The sequence below is a fragment of the Pelagimonas sp. genome (genome assembly GCF_058892305.1).
Genome location: NZ_JBZXVN010000029.1, coordinates 74,520 through 93,269, shown reverse-complemented (window position 1 = coordinate 93,269; position 18,750 = coordinate 74,520). Strand labels below are relative to the sequence as shown.

General features: G+C 56.9%; 15 protein-coding genes and 1 other RNA gene. 7 read left to right on the top strand and 9 right to left on the bottom strand.

Features of this window, described 5'->3' with window-relative positions; all coding sequences use genetic code 11:
• Positions 1-66: 66 nt before the first annotated feature.
• Complete coding sequence (locus AC5EFR_RS11985) at positions 67-1,824, bottom strand: DNA polymerase III subunit gamma/tau (RefSeq protein ID WP_493576037.1); 1,758 nt, start codon at positions 1,822-1,824, stop codon at positions 67-69.
• A gap of 260 nt (positions 1,825-2,084) precedes the next feature.
• On the opposite strand from AC5EFR_RS11985, the gene AC5EFR_RS11980 reads away from it, so the two are divergent.
• From AC5EFR_RS11980 to AC5EFR_RS11970, 3 genes are all read left to right on the top strand, one after another.
• Complete coding sequence (locus AC5EFR_RS11980) at positions 2,085-3,626, top strand: ankyrin repeat domain-containing protein (protein ID WP_493576036.1); 1,542 nt, start codon at positions 2,085-2,087, stop codon at positions 3,624-3,626.
• Positions 3,627-3,733: 107 nt separating this feature from the next.
• Positions 3,734-4,579: a KPN_02809 family neutral zinc metallopeptidase gene (gene ypfJ, locus AC5EFR_RS11975; RefSeq protein WP_493576035.1), complete on the top strand. Its 846-nt coding sequence runs from the start codon at positions 3,734-3,736 to the stop codon at positions 4,577-4,579.
• Positions 4,545-5,111, top strand: a complete 567-nt coding sequence (locus tag AC5EFR_RS11970; protein ID WP_493576034.1) for a protein-tyrosine phosphatase family protein — start codon at positions 4,545-4,547, stop codon at positions 5,109-5,111. The genes ypfJ and AC5EFR_RS11970 overlap by 35 nt, the downstream gene beginning before the upstream one ends.
• A 63-nt stretch (positions 5,112-5,174) precedes the next feature.
• Here AC5EFR_RS11970 and ffs read toward each other — a convergent pair.
• Positions 5,175-5,274: signal recognition particle sRNA small type (gene ffs, locus AC5EFR_RS11965), an RNA gene on the bottom strand.
• Between the two features lie 114 nt (positions 5,275-5,388).
• Between ffs and AC5EFR_RS11960 the strand changes: the two genes are divergently transcribed.
• Complete coding sequence (locus tag AC5EFR_RS11960) at positions 5,389-6,495, top strand: THUMP domain-containing class I SAM-dependent RNA methyltransferase (RefSeq protein ID WP_493576033.1); 1,107 nt, start codon at positions 5,389-5,391, stop codon at positions 6,493-6,495.
• Positions 6,496-6,606: 111 nt separating this feature from the next.
• Positions 6,607-7,740 (top strand): ATP-binding protein, encoded by a 1,134-nt coding sequence (locus AC5EFR_RS11955; RefSeq protein ID WP_493576032.1) that lies wholly within the window; start codon positions 6,607-6,609, stop codon positions 7,738-7,740.
• Positions 7,741-7,746: 6 nt separating this feature from the next.
• Here AC5EFR_RS11955 and AC5EFR_RS11950 read toward each other — a convergent pair whose 3' ends face one another.
• The 3 genes from AC5EFR_RS11950 to AC5EFR_RS11940 all read right to left on the bottom strand — a co-directional run bounded on the left by AC5EFR_RS11950 (position 7,747) and on the right by AC5EFR_RS11940 (position 10,875).
• The gene (locus AC5EFR_RS11950; RefSeq protein WP_493576031.1) at positions 7,747-8,385 is read right to left on the bottom strand and encodes an HAD family hydrolase; all 639 of its coding nucleotides are present in this window, start codon (positions 8,383-8,385) and stop codon (positions 7,747-7,749) included.
• Positions 8,382-8,720 (bottom strand): hypothetical protein, encoded by a 339-nt coding sequence (locus AC5EFR_RS11945; RefSeq protein ID WP_493576030.1) that lies wholly within the window; start codon positions 8,718-8,720, stop codon positions 8,382-8,384. Before AC5EFR_RS11945 ends, AC5EFR_RS11950 begins: the two co-directional genes overlap by 4 nt.
• Positions 8,721-8,901: 181 nt before the next feature.
• Positions 8,902-10,875 carry a bifunctional 2',3'-cyclic-nucleotide 2'-phosphodiesterase/3'-nucleotidase gene (locus AC5EFR_RS11940; RefSeq protein ID WP_493576029.1) on the bottom strand — a complete coding sequence of 658 codons (1,974 nt, stop codon included), beginning with the start codon at positions 10,873-10,875 and terminating at the stop codon, positions 8,902-8,904.
• 194 nt (positions 10,876-11,069) lie between these two features.
• Between AC5EFR_RS11940 and nudC the strand changes: the two genes are divergently transcribed.
• Together nudC and AC5EFR_RS11930 are read left to right on the top strand one after the other, a co-directional pair.
• Complete coding sequence (nudC, locus tag AC5EFR_RS11935; protein ID WP_493576079.1) at positions 11,070-12,038, top strand: NAD(+) diphosphatase; 969 nt, start codon at positions 11,070-11,072, stop codon at positions 12,036-12,038.
• Positions 12,039-12,104: 66 nt separating this feature from the next.
• Positions 12,105-12,566, top strand: coding sequence for an SRPBCC family protein (locus AC5EFR_RS11930; protein WP_493576028.1), 462 nt, complete (start codon positions 12,105-12,107; stop codon positions 12,564-12,566).
• A gap of 86 nt (positions 12,567-12,652) precedes the next feature.
• Here AC5EFR_RS11930 and AC5EFR_RS11925 read toward each other — a convergent pair whose 3' ends face one another.
• The 4 genes from AC5EFR_RS11925 to AC5EFR_RS11910 all read right to left on the bottom strand — a co-directional run bounded on the left by AC5EFR_RS11925 (position 12,653) and on the right by AC5EFR_RS11910 (position 18,733).
• Entirely contained in the window at positions 12,653-13,462 is an 810-nt protein-coding gene (locus tag AC5EFR_RS11925) for an OmpA family protein (RefSeq protein ID WP_493576027.1), read from the bottom strand.
• A gap of 14 nt (positions 13,463-13,476) precedes the next feature.
• A complete protein-coding gene (locus tag AC5EFR_RS11920; RefSeq protein WP_493576026.1) occupies positions 13,477-15,900 on the bottom strand; it encodes a DUF4384 domain-containing protein in 2,424 nt (807 codons plus the stop codon).
• Between the two features lie 46 nt (positions 15,901-15,946).
• Positions 15,947-18,175, bottom strand: a complete 2,229-nt coding sequence (locus AC5EFR_RS11915; RefSeq protein WP_493576025.1) for a trypsin-like peptidase domain-containing protein — start codon at positions 18,173-18,175, stop codon at positions 15,947-15,949.
• 153 nt (positions 18,176-18,328) lie between these two features.
• The gene (locus AC5EFR_RS11910; protein ID WP_493576024.1) at positions 18,329-18,733 is read right to left on the bottom strand and encodes a rhodanese-like domain-containing protein; all 405 of its coding nucleotides are present in this window, start codon (positions 18,731-18,733) and stop codon (positions 18,329-18,331) included.
• Positions 18,734-18,750: the final 17 nt, after the last annotated feature.

Below are 18,750 nucleotides of genomic sequence, written 5' to 3'. Positions count from 1 at the left end.
GGCTGCGCCAAATTTCATCCATGAAATTTGCAAATTCCGTGCACGGAATTTGGTTCCGCCCGCCTCCTAGTCTTCTTCAAACGGATCCCATTCGTCTTCGACTTCCGGTAGCGCCTCTTCCTGCGCTTCGGCGGCGATGTCTTCGGCGGTGCGAACATCCAGTATTTCGGCCTTGGGAAACGCTTCTAGCACCGCCTGAACCAATGGATGTTGTTCGGCTTCGGCGTGCAACGCCAATCTCGCCGCATCGCGCCGCTCAACAATCGTCGGTGCGTTGCAATCATTTACAAGCGTCACAACCCAGCGGTTGCCCGTCCAGCGCTGCAAAGAACTCCCCAAGCGGGCCGCCAAATCTGGGGCGGCGGTTTCGGTTGGGGCGAATTCGATGCGACCGGGTTGATAAGCGGCGAGGCGCAGGTTGCCTTCGATCTCGACCAAAAGCTTCACGTCGCGGTTGACGCGGACCAGCTCAAGAACATGCTCAAAGCTGGGATATTTCGCCAAAGCCTGATCGGTGGCGAGCGCCGTTGCCGCGCCGCTGCCATGGGCGACCGGGCCGCTTGGCCCCGGATGGGTTGGCATCACGCCACCTTGCGCGTGAACATGACCGCCGCCTTGGTTCATCATTCTTCCGCCGCCCTGTGGGCCGGGACCAGACGGCTGCGGCGTGTCTTGTAACTTGCGGATCAGCTCTTCGGGGGAGGGCAAGTCAGCAACATGGGTCAATCGAATGATCGCCATTTCCGCCGCCATCACCGACGATGGGGCGTTAGACACTTCTTCGATCGCTTTCAGCAGCATTTGCCATGATCGGCTTAGCGTGCGCATGCCCAGCCCGTCGGCAAAGGCCAAGCCGCGGGCGCGTTCATCTGGGGCGATGGTCGGGTCATCCGAGGCATCTGGGGTGATTTTCACCACCGAAATCCAATGGGTCAGTTCGGCCAGATCTCGTAAAACCGCCAAGGGGTCGGCCCCGTCGGCGTATTGGCTGGCCATCTCTTCCAAGGCTCCGGCAGCGTCGCCGCGCATGATGCGTTCAAACAGGTCCATCACCCGGCCGCGATCGGCAAGGCCCAACATGGCGCGCACCTGATCGGCGGTGGTTTCACCGGCCCCATGCGAAATCGCCTGATCAAGGAGCGAGGTCGCATCGCGTGCCGAGCCTTCGGCGGCGCGGGTGATCAAGGCCAGCGCCTCATCGGTGATCTCGGCTCCTTCGCCCGTCGCAATCTTGCGGAGCAGGGCGATCTGATCCTCGGGCTCAATCCGGCGCAGGTCAAAGCGCTGACACCGCGATAGAACCGTCACCGGAACCTTGCGAATTTCGGTGGTCGCAAAGATGAATTTCACATGGGCTGGCGGTTCTTCGAGCGTTTTGAGCAAGGCGTTAAACGCACTGGTCGAAAGCATGTGAACTTCGTCGATGATGTAAATTTTATAGCGCGCCGAGGCGGCCCGATAATGCACGGAATCAATGATTTCGCGGATGTCGTTTACACCGGTGCGCGATGCGGCGTCCATTTCCATCACGTCAACATGACGGCCTTCCATGATTGCGACGCAATGTTCGCATGTCCCACAAGGGTCGGTTGTTGGCCCGCCCTCGCCATCCACTCCGATACAATTCATGCCCTTGGCAATGATCCGCGCCGTAGTGGTTTTGCCGGTGCCTCGAATGCCTGTCATAACAAAGGCTTGGGCGATGCGATCCGCCTTAAATGCATTGCGCAGCGTGCGCACCATCGCCTCTTGTCCGACAAGATCGGCAAAGGTCTCGGGGCGGTATTTGCGGGCAAGAACCTGATATTCGGGCGTGTCGGTCATGTCGGTCCAGTCTCAAAGAGTCAGCGCACAAGCTACGCGTTGCGAGCGGGGGCGTCCACCGCTTGATTTTCCAATTCAGAGCGGGCAGTTTGGGACAAGGTCCATCGGCAGGGGGCCACCAGATCCGCGGAAAGCATGCGCACCTGCTTTGGCCCAGTGTCCGACCAAATACCGGACCCTTGGCCAATCGAATTTTCACTGAAAATTCGGTTTCTCTGCCCGATTAGCGGATCAGCGGGCACGAAGGGAGGAACTCGAACATGACCATCCCCAAACCTGAGCTGCGCCTTGATGATTTGCGCTTTGCCGCCAAACGGTTGCAACACGACTATGCGGCCTCGGTGCCCCACGCGGTTGAACGGGTGAAACAACACCGGCCGCGCGCCGATCTCAGCAGGCTGAAACGCGCCGACTTCCTACATATTATCGCGCAGGAAAACAGTTTTGCAAGTTGGCCACAGCTTAAACACGCAGCGCAAACCATTGGTCTTGATCGCGCCACCAAGGTGCAACGTCTCAAGCTGGCGCTCTACCATGGTCAAAACGCGCTGGTCTCGGCCTTGTTGCGGGACACGCCGGATTTGGCAGACGGTCATTTTGGCCTGCAAGTGGCGTTATATGATGTCGACGCCGTACGACGCGCCCTTGCCGACGATCCAAAACGCGCCACAACCCCAATGGGGCCGCGCCGTCCGATCTTGCATTTGGCATTTTCCAAATGGTTTCAAGCCTGGCCTGATCTAAAACCTGCCATGCTCGACATCGCCGAAATGCTTGTGGCCCATGGTGCCGATGTGAATGATAGTTTCCCCCATCAACCCGGCTCGGATCATCGTCTTTCGGCGCTTTATGGCGCGATTGGCCATGCCAATAATATGGCGCTGGGTCAGTGGTTTTTGGATCATGGGGCCGATCCCAACGATGGCGAAAGCCTGTATCATGCAACGGAGCTTGGTCATCACGACGGTCTGCGCATGTTGCTCACGGCGGGGGCGGTGCCCAAAGGCACCAATGCGCTTTTGCGGGCCATGGATTTTCACGATCACAAAGCGGTTGAAATGCTTTTGGAGCATGGCGCGCAAGCGGATGATTTCAACGCCGATGAGGTTGGGGGCGAAACACCTTGGGTTGTCCCGGCGCTGCATCAGGCGGCGCGGCGTGGGTCGGATGAACGGATGGTCGACATGTTGCTACAAGCCGGTGCCGATCCGGCGCGGATTTACAAAGGCGCGAGCGCCTATGGCTATGCCAAGGTTCACGGCAACCAAGCGGTCATAAAAGCGATTGAGGCGCGGGGGGGCGAAACGCCGCTGTCGCGCGAAGAAACCCTCATGGCGCGCGCCGCCACTGGTCAAGACAGTCCGGGGGAGTTCATCAATCCGGCTTTGCTCCCCGAGGCCTATGCAGACCTTGTGCGCGAAATCTTGCACCTGCCCGGACGTTTGGATCAGGTCCAACGCCTGATCGCGCTGGGCCTGCCCTGGGACAAACCGGATGCCGAAGGTCTTACCCCGGTGCAAATCGCCGGGTGGGAAGGGTTGCCCGAGGTTATGGGGTATTTCTTGCGGATGAAACCGGACCTCAGCCATGTCAACGGCTACGGGGGCACTTTGCTGTCGACGATTTTGCACGGCTCTGAAAACAATCCAGATCGGGAGGGCCGGGATTATCTCACCTGTCTGGAATTGGCAGTGCGCGAAGGGGTGGCCCTGTCACGATCCGCAATTTCCCAGACGGGCCGCGAAGACCTTCGCGCCTTTCTCGAAGATTGGGCTGAGGCACATCCGGGGCAGCTTGTCTGATCAAAACGCGGTTCACCCGCCCGTCAAAAGCCCCGCGTTAACGAATCGCTAGGCCAAACGTTTGTGATGTGTATCATCGCTTCGGTGTTTGCCTGGGGGAGATGAGTATGAGACTGCGCGGGGTTCGTGGCAGCCGGAACATAGAAGACCGTCGTCGACAACCGGGCGGCGGCGGAAAAGGCGGGGCCAAGATCGGCGGCGTCGGATTGTTGATTATTCTGGCCGTTGGCTATTTCGCCGGGGTTGATGTGTCGGGTTTGCTGCAACAGCTTGACGCGCCCGCGCAATCCACGCCTCGGCAGGTCTCGGCGCAAGACGAACACGCGGCCCAATTCACCTCTCAGGTGCTTGCCACAACCGAAACCGTCTGGTCTCAGGTTTTTCCCGATCAACTTGGTCGCGAATACCAAGCCCCGGTGCTTGTCTTGTTTGCCGGGCAAACCTCGTCGCCCTGTGGTGGGGCTTCGGGTGCGACGGGGCCGTTTTACTGTCCGGCGGATGAAAAGGCTTACCTCGATACTGAATTCTTTGACACGCTGGCGCGCAACCTTGGGGCCAAGGGCGATTTTGCCGCCGCCTATGTGATTGCCCATGAGGTCGCACACCATGTGCAGAACGAGTTGGGCATTTTGGGTGAGGTCAACAAACGCCGCAAGACAGCGTCGGAGGCGCAGGCCAATGCCCTGACCGTTCGGTTAGAGCTACAGGCCGATTGCCTTTCGGGGGTTTGGGCGCGCTATGTGGATGGCATGCTTGAGCCCGGGGATTTGAACGAAGCCTTGAATGCAGCGCGCAAAATTGGCGACGATCATTTGCAGCGCCGCGCTGGGCGTGTGCCCCAGCCGCACACCTTTACACATGGGACATCTGAACAAAGGGCGCGCTGGTTTGCGCGGGGATATGATGGGGGGCAGGTACGTGACTGTGACACCTTCGGCACCGACCAGCTCTGACGCTGCGCCAAAAACCGATCCGATTGTGATACAGGCGCTGCCTGTTGGCGGTGGCATCTTGGCCTTGTCCAGCTTGCCGGGGGCAGGTGGGGATTACGCGGGTGATCTCGAACATCTCTCAAGCTGGATGCCCGCCATGGTCATCACACTGGCCACGCCCGAGGAAATCACGGCGGCCAATGCCGATGGTTTGGGCGCGGATGTCCAAGATCACGGCACACGTTGGGTCCATTTTCAAATCGCACCGGGCGACGTGCCTGAGGTTGCGGAGGGCGAGACCTGGGATCAGATAAGCGAACGGGCGCGTCGGGCTTTGCGCGGTGGCGGCCGCGTGGTGGTCTTGTGCGGCGATGGCGGGGCGCGTTCGGCGATGGTTGCGCTGCGCTTGATGATCGAAACCGGGGCTGCTCCGGGGGACACCAAGGATCGTCTCGCCACCGCCCAAGAGGCCGGGATCGGCAATGCCAATCAGATCAATTGGGCCAGAGGTGCAGAGCAAAACATGCCGCTCTTTATGCGACACTCAGACTAGAACTCACCCAAAGCCGGCCGCATCTTGGGCCAGCCCCGTCGCTCATATTGGTCTTTTGGAAAAATAGGTGAGAGATTGCATCGACCCAAACGGGACTCGTTGTGGCTGCTTCCTTCCGGATCTGACCAGGTTGGCGAGGCGTTCGCCCGCGCAACCTCTCAAGGCTCCATTTAATGTGGCCAAACGGGATTCGCAATGCTCTGTTTCAAATTCATGACATCCGTGGCGGGAACTGTTTTGGCTGGTCCCCTGCGGGATCACCCGCTACACGGGCCACATGACCACAGATTTCGAAATTTTTCTGGCGGCTCCCCCGGGGCTAGAAGCTGTTCTGGCTGATGAGGCACGCGAAGCGGGTTTTGCCAATCCGCAACCGGTGGCCGGAGGCGTGACCACAACGGGCGGTTGGCCAGAGGTCTGGCGCGCCAATCTGTGTTTGCGCGGGGCGGGGCGTGTTTTGGCGCGTGTCGGTTCGTTCCGGGCCTTCCATCTGGCACAGCTCGACAAACGTTCGCGCAAATTCGATTGGGCAGCTGTTTTACGGCCTGACGTCCCGGTTCGGGTTGATGTGACGTGCCGAGAGTCGAAAATCTATCATGATCGTGCCGCCCGTCAGCGTGTCGAAACCGCGATTAAGGAAACCCTTGGCGCAGAAATATCGGCCGATGCCGCGATGCGCGTGATGGTGCGGATCGAAGACGATCTGGTCACCATCAGTGTGGACACCTCGGGCGAACCGTTACACCGTCGCGGCCACAAAGAAGCCGTCGGCAAAGCCCCGATGCGCGAAACCCTTGCGGCGCTATTTTTACGCCAATGTGGGTATGCCGGGACCGAGCCGGTGGTCGATCCAATGTGTGGGTCGGGCACGTTTGTTCTTGAGGCGGCGGAAATTGCCGCAGGCCTCATGCCCGGTCGCTCACGTACCTTTGCCTTTGAGGATTTGGCGAGTTTTGATGCCGGTCTTTGGGCCGATATGAGGTCTGCAACTCCGGCGCGAGTTGACGTAACGTCCGGTTTTTATGGCTCGGATCGTGACGACGGGTCGATTAGATCGAGTATTGCCAATGCAAAACGGGCTGGAGTTGATGAGTTGTGCCATTTCCAGCGCGCCGCTGTTTCCGATTTGAAACGGCCCGATGGGCCGCCGGGTTTGGTGATCGTCAATCCGCCATATGGGGCCCGTATCGGAAATCGTAAGCTGCTGTTTTCATTGTACGGCAGCCTTGGAAAAACCCTAAAAGAGCGTTTTGCAGGTTGGCGCGTGGGAATGGTAACCAGCGACGCAGGTTTGGCGAAATCCGCCGGTTTGCCGTTCAAATCCGGCCCGCCAATTGCCTTTGGTGGACTGAAGGTCAAACTGTATCAGACTGAGGCACTTTAGCGTCTAGATTAACGGAAAATTAAACTTTAAGATGTGGGCTATGGTCGGACCCTATTCTTTAGTATGGGTTGCCACCGGCTTTTTTTACAAATTCATATTTTCGGTTGTCCTATGTGCTATGATTTCCATTTTCCACGTCAATTCCAAGCAAACCTTATTGCAGACAAGTTTCAGGACTTAGGGAATAGCTCTGATGCTGCTGCACAATTTGTGACCGCGCCCCGCAATACTGGAAAATCAACTTTTCTGAAGCGTGATCTTGTGCCCCTTCTAAATCGTCGCGGATTTCATACGATCTACTGTGACCTTTGGAATGCTCTGTCGTGTGATCCGGGTAAAAACATCGTTGATGTTCTTATTTCTGAGTTGGTCAACGTCGCTGACAAACGGGGTATTAGCCTAAACACCCTTCCGATTTCAAAAGTGGGCGTTGGCACCTATACCTGCCTCCTTCCTGAAAATGGGGCCCGACGCAAAGGCACGTTGAGCACGGTTGTCGGTGAAATCATCGCGCGTTCGGGGCGTCCTCTTGTTATGATCATTGATGAAGCTCAGGAGGCTTGGGAAAGCCCGACAGGTCAAGCAGCACTGTCTGCGCTGCAACAGGCGAGTCGCGACACGGGGTCATCCGGGGGGGCTGCGCAATTTCACCTACTTTTTGCTGGATCACATCGCGACAAATTAGGGGCTTTGGTTCTCAAACGGACCGCACCGTTTTATGGGACTCAGGTCCAAGAATTCCCGCGACTGGGGCGCGACTATATTGAAAGTTTGGTGTCTGCTATTAATCCACGTTTGGCACCGGGCAATCAGCTGGATGTTGATGATGTCGAGGCAGCCTTCGAACTTTTGGGGTATCAACCGCGCACGCTAACCCATGTTGTAATGGAACATGCCCTGAGCATGTCCGGCAGTAAGGGATTAAAGCAAACCGTGCAATCCTCGCCGGACTCTTTGCGCGCCCGAATTTGGCGCCAACACGAAGATGATTTTGGGACCTTAAACGCAATGCAACGTTCGGTTTTGCGGGTGCTCATCGAAGATGGAGCGTCATTTTCACCCTTTGCTGCCCGCACCCTAGAGCGGATCGGAACACAGATCGACGACGCTCCGACGGCCCCAAAGGTGCAAAAAGCCTTAGATGCGTTGCGTGAAAAGGGGCTCGTTTGGCGGCCAGGACGCGGAAGCTATGCCCTTGAGGATCAACATATGCGGGATTGGCTTATAAACGCTTTGGCGGCTTAGGGGCGACTAAAAGAGCCGCGCCATCTTTGCACCTTGCAGCAAGTCAGAGGCAACGTGATGGGCGTATGTACCGCTGGTTTTGCCAATATCGGGCACCAGCACCACGGTCATGCCCGCGCCAAAAGCCGATTGCGCTCCGGTTTCGCTATCCTCAAAAGCAAGGCAATTTTGCGCAGAGACCCCCAACCGTTCCGCAGCCAGCAAATATGGAGCGGGGGCGGGTTTGGGGGCTGCAACGCAATCGACCGATACCACGATCTCGAACCGATCTGAGAGGCCTGCCGCTGCAAGTTTCCGGGTTGCTGAATGGGAAAAAGACGAGGTTGCGATGGCTTTGGGAAGGGCAAGCGCATCAATTTTGTCCAAGAGATCCAACGCGCCGGTTTTAAGGGGGATGCCCCGATCCGCCATATCACGCGCTTCTTTGGCCCAAATTTTGTCAAGCGCAGCGGTATCTATATCAGGCCAACGTTTGACAATCCGGGCCATGCCGGTGTGGAAATCGACACCAACCATTTGATACAAGAAACCCTCGGGCACAGAAATCCCAAGCTGATCAAAAGCGCGTTGCCCGGCGGCAATGGCTTGAGCCTCGGTATCAAGCAATGTGCCATCGAGGTCGAAAATGACGGCTTGGTAGGTCACTGTTTGACCAATCCATCGGGGCAATAGAACTTGGAAAACGCGCCATAGCATTTGGCTTCCATACCGAACCCGTCAAGGTCAATCTTTGCATAGAGAATGCGGTCTTCGTAGTTGAGGTCGAGCCCGGACATGAGCAAGTCGACGCAGGATTGTGGAGACAGCCGGCAGGCCAGCAAAGCGGCGGCACCTATGCCTTGGGCCTCGTGCAATTGTTGTTGCTCTAGTGTGGCGCGGGTGAGATGCGCAATCTCTTGATAGGCGTCGTCACGGGTTGGTTTGCTAAGAAAAGCGCCAATTGCGGCCATGACAATCATGCCAGCGAGAAACTTGTACATGAGGGATCCTGTTTTAAAACTGGCCTTACTCATAGGCGGACCTTTGCGGATTGTCACGGGATGCGGCGCTGCGCCGCTTGTGCCCCTTGGGCACGTCGCCCCGCCCGCCGTCCCGCCGAGCTACCTACAACGACAAACAGGCGCGAAAGTCGTCGCGCCTGTTTCTTTTTTTCAGCCTAGTTTACAGCTTGATCCGGAAGGCGGCAAAACCATCGGCCCCATCACCGGCATCTTCGATCGACACCCCTTTGACGTCATCAATATAATCCCGCGCCTTAGGGCCGGTTTCGAATAGAACCGTCGTGTCGCCCAGCGGCGCAAACGACCAATTGGCGTCGGCCTTGGGATCGATTGTGCCCTGTTCGACGATATAGCGCACGATCACATCGCGGTTGGTGTCGGGGGCTTCGAACACGATGGTATCCATGGTGCCGGGGAACTTTCCGCCACCCGAGGCGCGGTAGTTGTTGGTGGCAATGATGAATTCCATGTCATCACTCACCGGCGCACCATTGAATTGCAGATCGACAATGCGCGAGGCGTTTTCATCCATCATCTCGCCTTTGGGGCCAAAGCGCGACGGTTGGCTGAGGTCGATCTGATAGGTCACCCCATCAATCACGTCGAAGTTGTAAGAGGGGAAGGACGGGTTCAGCAACAGCGCGTCCTTGGATCCGGCGTCGATCTGGTTGAACATCCCGGCCGAGCGTTCCAGCCAGCCTTTGACTTGCGCCCCGGTGACCCGCACCGCGCGCACGGTGTTGGGGTAAAGATAGAGGTCGGAGACATTCTTGATCGCCACATCGCCAACCGCAACGTCGGTGTAATACTCAGGACCACCACGACCACCGGCCTTGAAAGGTGCCGCCGCAGACAGAACTGGCAGGCCTTCGTGTTCGGTGCCCTTGAGCATCTGTTCGACATACCATTTTTGCGCGATTGAAACGATTTGAACCGATGGATCATCCGCAACCAGTGCGAAATAGCTGTGCAGCGGGGCCGAGGTTTTGCCGACCGCACGGCGCACATAAGCGAGGGTTTCTTCGTGATCTTTCGCTGTGGCCGCCAAGACCGCCTGATCATCCTCAACCAAAGCCGTGATAGAGCGGTCTTCGTTGCGTTTGGAAATCGGACGCGATTCCGACGTGGTGGTGACCACGCGCCATTCATTGCCCTCGCGTTCCAGCAACAGGTCAATCACCCCCAGATGCGAGCCCCAGAAGCCGCCCATCACAGCGGGTTTGCCGTGAATGGTGCCTTTTTCGGCGTCAACGGCGGCGTAATCCGCATATGTCGCCGACGGGAAGACCAAGTGCGAATGCCCGGTAACCAACGCGTCGATTCCATCAACAGCTGCCAAAGGCACCGAGGCATTTTCCATGCCGTCGTTATGATCGGCAGACCCAATGCCCGAATGCGACAGGGCGATGATGATATCGGCCCCTTGTTCTTTCATTTCAGGGATATAGGCCTTGGCGGTTTCGACGATGTCGCGCGCCTCGACGTTGCCTTCCATATGACGGCGATCCCAGTTCATCACTTGCGGAGGCGTAAAGCCGATCACGCCAACTTTGATCGGATGGCTGTCACCGTTGCCGTCTGTCACGGTCCGTTCCAAGATCGAATAGGGCTTGAACAACGTGGTGTCATCGCGCGCCGTTGCGCCTTTTTCTTTGGCGATATTTGCCAGAACAATCGGGAATTCGGCCCCGGCGGTGGACTTCATCAAGAAATCGAGACCGTAGTTGAATTCGTGGTTGCCGATTGTCGCCGCATCATAGCCGAGCGTATTGAAGGCCGTGATGATGGGGTGCATGTCCCCTTCTTTCATGCCGCGCTCATAGGCGATGTAATCACCCATTGGGTTGCCCTGAAGGAAATCCCCGTTGTCGACCAGCAACGAGTTGGTGGCCTCGGCGCGTATGTCATTGATGATCGATGCAGCGCGCGACAGGCCAACCGTGTCGCGGGGCTTGTCCGCGTAGTAATCATAGGGGTGCACATGAACGTGGATGTCGGTTGTTTCCAAAATACGTAAATGCGCCTGATTTGTTGCGGCGGCTACCGAATAGGGGTGCAATGCGATCACTGCGGCCCCGGCCGAGGTGCTTGCCAGGAACTGACGGCGGGATAGAGAAGTCAATGGTTTGGACATGAGTCACCCTATTGGTTGTTATGATTGGTCCTGCGTGCTGCATGGCAGCGAATCTCAACAGTACTGTGACAGGCTATCACATCCCCGCGCATTTCAATCATGGATTGATTACATCTTGCTATGACGTCGCGCTATGGCGATTGCATCCGCTGGCGCGGCGCGGCAAGGTCGCGGCAATTGAGGAAGGGCGCGACATGAAACATGCCGAAGAGGTCACATTTGGTGGCTCGGGGTTGGACCGAGCGGCGGAAGTGCGGGGCGATATTCCGGCCTTGGCCGGATTGATGCAGGACGCGCGGGCGCGCTGTATTTTGATCTGGCGTGGCAAGCCACTGGTGTCGGGTACCGAGGGGCTTGATCTGGTGCGGGTGCCGATGGACCACCCCATTCTGGCCGAGACCCAAGATGGGCCGATCTTTATGGGCCGCGAAGATGGGGCTGGGATTTTTGCCCATGACATTTCGGGATGGGAACCGCCCGAATTGGACGCCGAAGCGATGGCGCAGTTTTTGGACCCATCGGAACAACAACATCCCGCTTTTGGTGGCGATGAACGTTTTGCCGAATTGCGCGCGATCATGGTGCGCCTGTCTGCGCGTGACGCCGAATTGGCGGCAACCATGCGGTCTATTTTTGCATGGCATGCAAGCCATGGATTTTGCAGCAAATGCGGCGCAAAATCCGAGCTGTTTCAAGCCGGGTGGCAACGGGTTTGCCCCGATTGCGGCACACCGCATTTCCCACGCACCGATCCGGTGGTGATCATGTTGATCACGCGCGGAAACAAAACGCTTTTGGGGCGCTCTCCGGGGTGGCCTGATGGGATGTATTCCTGTCTTGCGGGTTTTTTGGAGCCGGGCGAAACCATCGAAGCGGCGGTGCGCCGTGAGGTGTTCGAAGAGGCCGGGATCACCGTTGGTCCGGTGCGCTACCTCGCCAGTCAACCTTGGGCCTTTCCATCGTCTTTGATGATCGGGTGCCATGGCGAAGCGACGAGCGATGAGATCACCTTGGACCCAAATGAGCTTGAGGATGCCCGATGGGTGACCCGCGAAGACATGATCGAGGCTTATGCCGGCTTGCGCAGTGATATTTTACCGGGCCGAAAAGGCGCAATTGCGCATTTTCTGATGCGAAATTGGCTGGCTGACCGATTGGATTAACCATTTTTTTGCGCTATGCAGTGGTCAATAAGCTGGACAAGCAATCGATAAGGGCAGGTGGGACTGATGGAACTGACGGCACGCGAAGATATCGAAGCACCCCTTGATCGGGTTTTTGCGGAAATCACCGATTTCGAGGGGATTGAACGGCAAGTTCTGCGCCGTGGCATTGAGGTGCAGCGCACCAATGATCCGGGTGAAGTGGCCGAAGGGCTCAGCTGGGAAGCCGGTTTCAAGTTCCGCGGTAAGACACGCACCGCCGTGATTGAACTGGCGCAATATAGCGCGCCGGAACAGATGGTGTTTGACAGTGTGTCAGGCGGGCTTGAGGCGCGGACAATCGTAGATTTGGTAGCGCTGTCGCGGTCGCGTACCCGGATCGGTGTGACAACTGAATTTGTCCCTAAAACGTTGTCGGCGCGCTTGTTGGTTCAATCGCTGAAACTGGCCAAAGGTGGGCTGGACAAGCGATTCAAAACCCGGATGGCGCATTTGGCCAAAGATTTGGAAAACCGTCTCAAAGGGTAACGCCAAAAAGTTTTGCAAAACTTTTGCAAATTCCATGCATGGAATTTGGGTGTGGGGCCCGCGATGTCATGGGCCCCAAATCCGTTTCAATAGTGGCAAACGGCGTTAGCGGTTTGCAACACCACGCCGGGGTGATCGGGCAGGCGCAAAAACGTCACCCGCCGGTTTTCAGCCGCTTTGGGGTTGTACTCGTCCTTAAGCACATGCTCTCCAAACCCCACCGGGTATAGCGGCAATTGCACGTAGCTTAGCTCGAGCGCTTCGGTCACGGAGGCGGCGCGGCGCAGGGACAAATCACAGTTATACCCCGCCGATCCCACCGCATCCGTATGACCAATCACAGCATAAGGCGTGCCCGCAAGGGCCGGGTCCTGTAACGCCTGAACCAGTTGCGTCAGCTTGCCAAGTTGGTCGGCGCGGATGTGGTCGCTGTTATAATCAAACTCAATCGAAATCGCGACCGACGGTAGCGCCACTTTACCATCCGGATAGGCCGGATCGGGGCTATGGGTTTTTGGCGCGGTATGGTCCGCCGCTTTGTATGGGTCTTTCACGGGTGGCGCATCATAGACCGGTGGTTTGGCCGGCGGCTCGGTACTAATCGCCACCTTGTGATCGTTCAAATCCAGAACAAGCGTTTCATATTGCGGGGCCACGGCGCTTTCGAATTGAACACCGTCTTCGCTTCGCCCGACGTTCGAACAATTGGCGGCCGAGGCGTCAAACATACAGCGCGCCAAGGGGTTGGTTGGTTTGGGCTTCATCATCGGAACGGCGTTGTCCGCACCGGGTATGAATATCTCTCCGCTTTGGGCCTGTGCCGGTGTTGGGGCCACCAAAGGCAGCCCCAGACTAAAACCAAGACACAGGGCGGAGGTTGTGAGGAATTTCAACATCTCCGAACTCCTTGTTAATGGGCGGTCACAACAACCGAGATCTGTGATTTCACGATCTTGGGGTTGTGGTCGCTAACGCCGCGGTAATCGACACCGGCAACATTGTGTTTGTCCTTGCCGCCATCGTCACCAAGATCAAGCGCCAGAACTTCGTTCACAACTGTCTCGTATTGGTCTTTGTTCAGCGGCTTGTGATCGGCGGCACAGGACACTTTGGAGGTGTCGCGGGTGTGCAGATCAATCGCGTCATGCCCGCCGTTACAGATCGCCAGAATGGTTTCCAGCCCCTGATGCGTGGTTTTCAGCGTGCCACGCGGTGGGAAGACATATTGCGAGCCACCCTTGATCACGATGTCATCCAACCCAGGGAAGGGGTACAAGACACAACTCTGGTGACGATCATCAATCGAGATGAGGGTCAGGCGGCAATCGTGACGCGGTTCGATGAACACTTTTAGACCCTCACCCACGGTATAGGTCGGCTTGTCGGTATAAACCGTCAGATGTGACTGGCTTGGCACCGAATGGGCCACCGGATCATGCGGTTTGTGATCCGGTTTGGACACATCTGCATAGGTGGTGATGGGCGTGTCTTTCTTGGCCGGTGGGGCCGCATAGACCGAGCCATGATCCGCCGCTGGTGGTGCGTATGGTGTGTCTTTGACCACGGCGGCGACCGAGGCCGTCAGGTTGGCCGGAGCCTTGTGATCATTGAGAACCGGGCGATAGTCGGTCAATTTCTCTAACAACGCCGGATAGGCCGCTGTCCATTCATCCCGTGCAATTGGCGATTGCTCAAGCCGGGTCATCAGGCTTGCGAACTGATGGCCGACAAAAGGCATCCGCTTGCGCAGCATTTCTTCGGTCATGCCAAGCTCATTTGCGGCCTGTTGCAAATCAACAAAATGGTCGACGTGATAGACAAACAACCCGCGGATCGGTTCCAACCCGCCAGCGGTTGTTTCAGCGTCAATTCCGGCCGAGCGCAGGGTGGCGAAAAACGCCTGCTCATCCTTTTTGAACCAATCTTGAACAACGTCCTGACCGGGGTAGATCGCGTCGATGGTCTGGCGCGCCTCGGAGGACAAGGCGAGGTTGTTGAGGGCGACATCGCGCACCGCATCGTCGTTATAACGAATACCCTTGGAGTGGCAGGACATGCAGCTGATACCATTGACCACTTCGCCGGTGCCGTCGGAATAATCGTCGTCGCGCACAATGCTGGTCGGGCCGACATCCAAACGCGTGCCTTCGGCGGTGTTTAGGTAATAGGCGTGAAACCCGTTGGGTAAGGTAAAGATCGACTCGCCACCATCATGGTTAAAGGCAAGCTCTTCGCCATAAACTTCCTTGGGGCCAAGCGGATACTCAAAGAAGCTTTGCCGTCCCTTGGACCCGGCAAAGTCATAGGACGTCCAAAAGAATCCGGTGCCAAGGGCATGGCGTTCAATCAAACGGTTGTTGGTGCTGACGCCTGAATTCTGGAAACCGGCGCGCACCACCTGTTCATTGGTAATGTTCTTGGCCATGTTCAGGCCCAGCAAGCTTTCCAAACCCTGAACTGTATCGGGGAGGCCCAGCAGGTCATAATAAAGCGGCGAGACCGGCGCGGTAGAGGCAAACCAATCGGCGCGAATGATTGGCACATCGGTTTTGGCCATGTGCTTGAGCGGGTTCAGGTAGGGGTCGGTGTCGCTTGTGTAACCATAAGGATAGATGGTTTCGAGGCGGTGCCATTTGGCATGATCCCAGTCGATTTCCGGTAGGTAAATCCGCATTAAAACACCGTGCTCATCAACCTTTTCCCAAGTGTAGGGTTCTGGGTTCCAGCTTAGCGCATTGATCAATTTGATCGTCGCCTGACGGTAGGCTTCGTAGTTCTCTGGGCTGACATCCTTGTCGTTATACAAGGGACGGAGTGAGATATAGCGGATGCGGTCGCGGCGATTTGTTGGCTGCTTTTGCAAATCATTATGGGCCAAGCGGTGCAAATCTTCGAGCGACACAAACGCCTTTTCGGCGATATTATCATCAAGCTCGTCGATCCAGAGTTTCAACACCTCAAGCTCTTCGGCCTTGGGGGTGCAATCGGGGGACCAACAATTGTCTGGCATCGGGGGCGAACCACCGGCAATCACCTGATAGAGCTTGGATTTCGTATGATCGCCAAGCGACACAAATTTCGGATCTTGGGCCAAACGGCGCATGTCCAGAACATGCCCAAACCCGGATTTCGATTTGGCTAAACCGTCGTTCAAAGCACCATCCTGATGGCACCCGGCACAGTATTTATCCAACACCTGATAGGCGGCTTCTTCGGCCGGGGTGGCATCCATAGGAAGGGCAGGAGCCCCGGTTTCATCTTGGGCCCAGGCGGGGGCGGCCAATAATGCCGCCGTTGCCAAGTAACTGGCCGTCAACAGAACATTGCGTTTCATATCATTTCTCCTGCTACCGAAGCTGGTGGCTGATTAATGGGTCGAGTTAATTACAACTGATGGAAAGGTACTTTTTCGAGGACCAACCGCGCACACCGGCACGTCCGGCATAGGGAGAGCGGCACTGCCCCGAGATACATTGGATGCGGGCCCAATTGCCGCTTTGGGCAACCACGCGCACATTGTCGCCCAGATAGACCTCAGAGACTTTGCGCCCCTTGGTCGAGGGTTTGGAGCGCACGGCAAGAAAGCCCGCGCCGGTAGAGGCGTTATAGTTCGAGACCGGGCGCAAACCGCGTACCGTGGCCCGACATTGACGCACATAGGGTTGGGTGGCGGTCAAAAGCGGGGTGTAAACCCAACCCTCTTGACCACTTGGCAAAATCACGTTTGACCATTTGCCCGAGCTGCCAACAACCTGAAGGCGGGTGCCGGGATCAATCTCGGTGAAATAGGCATATTGCGTACCGGGACCGGGGCGTACATTTAGCCCGCCATCCTTGTTGTTGGCCACATACATGATGCGGGTGTTTGGGGTTGGCGTCTGGATCGGTGCTTGGGCACCGCCACCTTGCCAAAGAACTTCGGCGACATAGCGACGGCCCGAGGAACAATAGCTATCACCGGGGATGGCCCCTTGGGATTTCAACTGATTGATTTCCCAGTCAGAACTGGACTTGGAGACCGTCTTGACGGTGATGCCGTAATAGCCGTTGGTGGATTGGAAAATCCGCACACCCGAGCGACCGGGGAACCATTGTTTGGCAAAGCTAACGGCTTCGGAGATCGAGCTGCGCGACGCGGTGACGATGTAGCATTTGCTTGACGACAGGCGGTAGTTTCCGCGCACAGTGTTATAGCTGCCCCCCCCATTTGCGGGCGGCGGCGTAACGACCGGGGTTTCCAAATAGGTGATCCGGTCCAAAACGGCGCGGCCAATACAGGATGTGTTGCTGCCACAGGCATCGCGGGTTGAGGTGCGCCATGTCGCCTGCTGACGCGCGGTACTGCGCCCAGATTGGGTGTTATAGGCGCGCGACAGCCGTTCATCCAAACCGGCCAGATAGGCATCGCCACAAATGGCGGCTTCTGTCGGGTTCAAATGCGAGGCGTTGCACCATGGTCGCAGATAGGTGACCGGCACCGGATCAATAGGCTTTGGCTCGATCGGCGCGGGGGTGATGGGCGGGGTGACCTCGGCGCTTTTGCACTGATGATTGATAAAGCTTTGGGCAAAAGGCGCGAATTTATGGCCCTGACATTGTTCGACATAGGCACGATAGGCAAAGCACTCGCCGTATCCTTTGGCCTCGGTATAAAGCGCATCACAAAGCGCCCCGGCCTCATCCTGATCCGGGGTCGGCGGTGTCTCGTCTTTTGGCGGCGTGTCCGTTGGGGGCGTCACCTCAGGCGGGGTTGGATCAACCGGCGTGGCATCGTTTTGCGTTGTCAAAGCCGCCTCAAGTATTTGAGAGCGTTCAATGATTTCGGACATCGGAATGGCGAAATTAACACTGTCTCGCTTGGACCCGGCATGATGAAGTCCGACAACCATCTGCAATGACGCATCAATCACCGGCGAGCCGGAGTTGCCCGGCAGGGTGTCGCAGGTATGCAGCAAGCGGTTGTTGGACAGGGCGGGGTTGTTGGCTTTGCACTTTTCCCGGCTGATGCGCTGGGCCTCGCCCATCGGGTGGCCAATCACCCAATAAGGATCGCCATCATGGGGCGTGGCCGCGGCGAGTTTGAGCATGCCGTATTCGGCGCTCGGGTCACCAAGAACCTCAAGTAGCGCATAATCAAGGTCTTCATGCGCCTCGACCGGCGTTGGGCTGACGGTGAATTTCCGGGTGCCTTCTTCGACCCCTTGTTGGGTGTAGCCGGCCACAAATTGCACCGCGTCAATCCGAGTGGCCCCGGCGCGTTCATTGTCCAAAATACCGGGCACACAATGGTAATTGGTGAGAATGTGTTTCTTGTCGACGATAAAGGCCGTGCAGGGGAAAATGCCCTTGTCGGTCAAAATATCCAACCGTCCCACCGAATGGCCGATCTTGGCAAAAATACTGGCCGGGGAATAGTTGCGGATGCTTTCGTTGTTATAGTCACCAACCGACAACTCAAATTCGATGTCACCGGCGCTGGCGGATTGTTTGCGGTTCAGAACAATATTGCCGAAATCGCCGCGGTCAAACCCAACGATGTCTTGCGCAAGGGCCGGGGCCTGTGGGCCAAGCCCAGCGATCAATGCAATGGCAGCGACGAAATTGCGCACGGGAACATCCTCTCAAAAAAGCCTTTTGGGGCAAGTGCTTTGATGATCGGTCAGACGAGGCAAATGAGTCAACGAGGGAAAACCTGACCCTAGGGTATCTGTTTGTGGCAAAATGCCGGTGTGAGGGTTAGAAATTCATGGCCTGGGCTTCGCTTAGGTCTTGCTGGCGTGGTCTTTTTCAACTGGCCCGCCCTGTGCTTCCCAGGTGGAAAACCCTTCGCGAAGATGTGCAACCTCAAAGCCCATATCGTTCAAGGTCGCCGCACTTAGCGCCGAGCGCCAGCCAGAGGCGCAATGAAGAACAAAGGTTTTATCCTGTCCGAAAATCTCTTTAAAATAAGGGCTTTCCGGGTCGACCCAGAATTCTAACATCCCGCGTGGCGCATGAAAGGAACCGGGGATATATCCGCTGCGCTGACGTTCGCGCACATCGCGAATGTCAACAATGACGACGTTAGGGTCATCGACCAACGCGATCAGATCGGGCGTTTCGTATTCGGTGATCCGCGCCCGCGCGACGGCGACCATGTCGGCGGCGGTGGTTTTTAGTCTGCGCATGGAAATTCCTTGTTTTT

Bases quoted from the DNA above. Each gene is read 5' to 3' on its own strand.
- AC5EFR_RS11985 (WP_493576037.1), bottom strand. From the start codon at position 1,824: ATGACCGACACGCCCGAATATCAGGTTCTTGCCCGCAAATACCGCCCC.
- AC5EFR_RS11980 (WP_493576036.1), top strand. From the start codon at position 2,085: ATGACCATCCCCAAACCTGAGCTGCGCCTTGATGATTTGCGCTTTGCC.
- ypfJ (WP_493576035.1), top strand. From the start codon at position 3,734: ATGAGACTGCGCGGGGTTCGTGGCAGCCGGAACATAGAAGACCGTCGT.
- AC5EFR_RS11960 (WP_493576033.1), top strand. From the start codon at position 5,389: ATGACCACAGATTTCGAAATTTTTCTGGCGGCTCCCCCGGGGCTAGAA.
- AC5EFR_RS11955 (WP_493576032.1), top strand. From the start codon at position 6,607: ATGTGCTATGATTTCCATTTTCCACGTCAATTCCAAGCAAACCTTATT.
- AC5EFR_RS11945 (WP_493576030.1), bottom strand. From the start codon at position 8,720: ATGTACAAGTTTCTCGCTGGCATGATTGTCATGGCCGCAATTGGCGCT.
- AC5EFR_RS11940 (WP_493576029.1), bottom strand. From the start codon at position 10,875: ATGTCCAAACCATTGACTTCTCTATCCCGCCGTCAGTTCCTGGCAAGC.
- nudC (WP_493576079.1), top strand. From the start codon at position 11,070: ATGAAACATGCCGAAGAGGTCACATTTGGTGGCTCGGGGTTGGACCGA.
- AC5EFR_RS11930 (WP_493576028.1), top strand. From the start codon at position 12,105: ATGGAACTGACGGCACGCGAAGATATCGAAGCACCCCTTGATCGGGTT.
- AC5EFR_RS11925 (WP_493576027.1), bottom strand. From the start codon at position 13,462: ATGTTGAAATTCCTCACAACCTCCGCCCTGTGTCTTGGTTTTAGTCTG.
- AC5EFR_RS11920 (WP_493576026.1), bottom strand. From the start codon at position 15,900: ATGAAACGCAATGTTCTGTTGACGGCCAGTTACTTGGCAACGGCGGCA.
- AC5EFR_RS11910 (WP_493576024.1), bottom strand. From the start codon at position 18,733: ATGCGCAGACTAAAAACCACCGCCGCCGACATGGTCGCCGTCGCGCGG.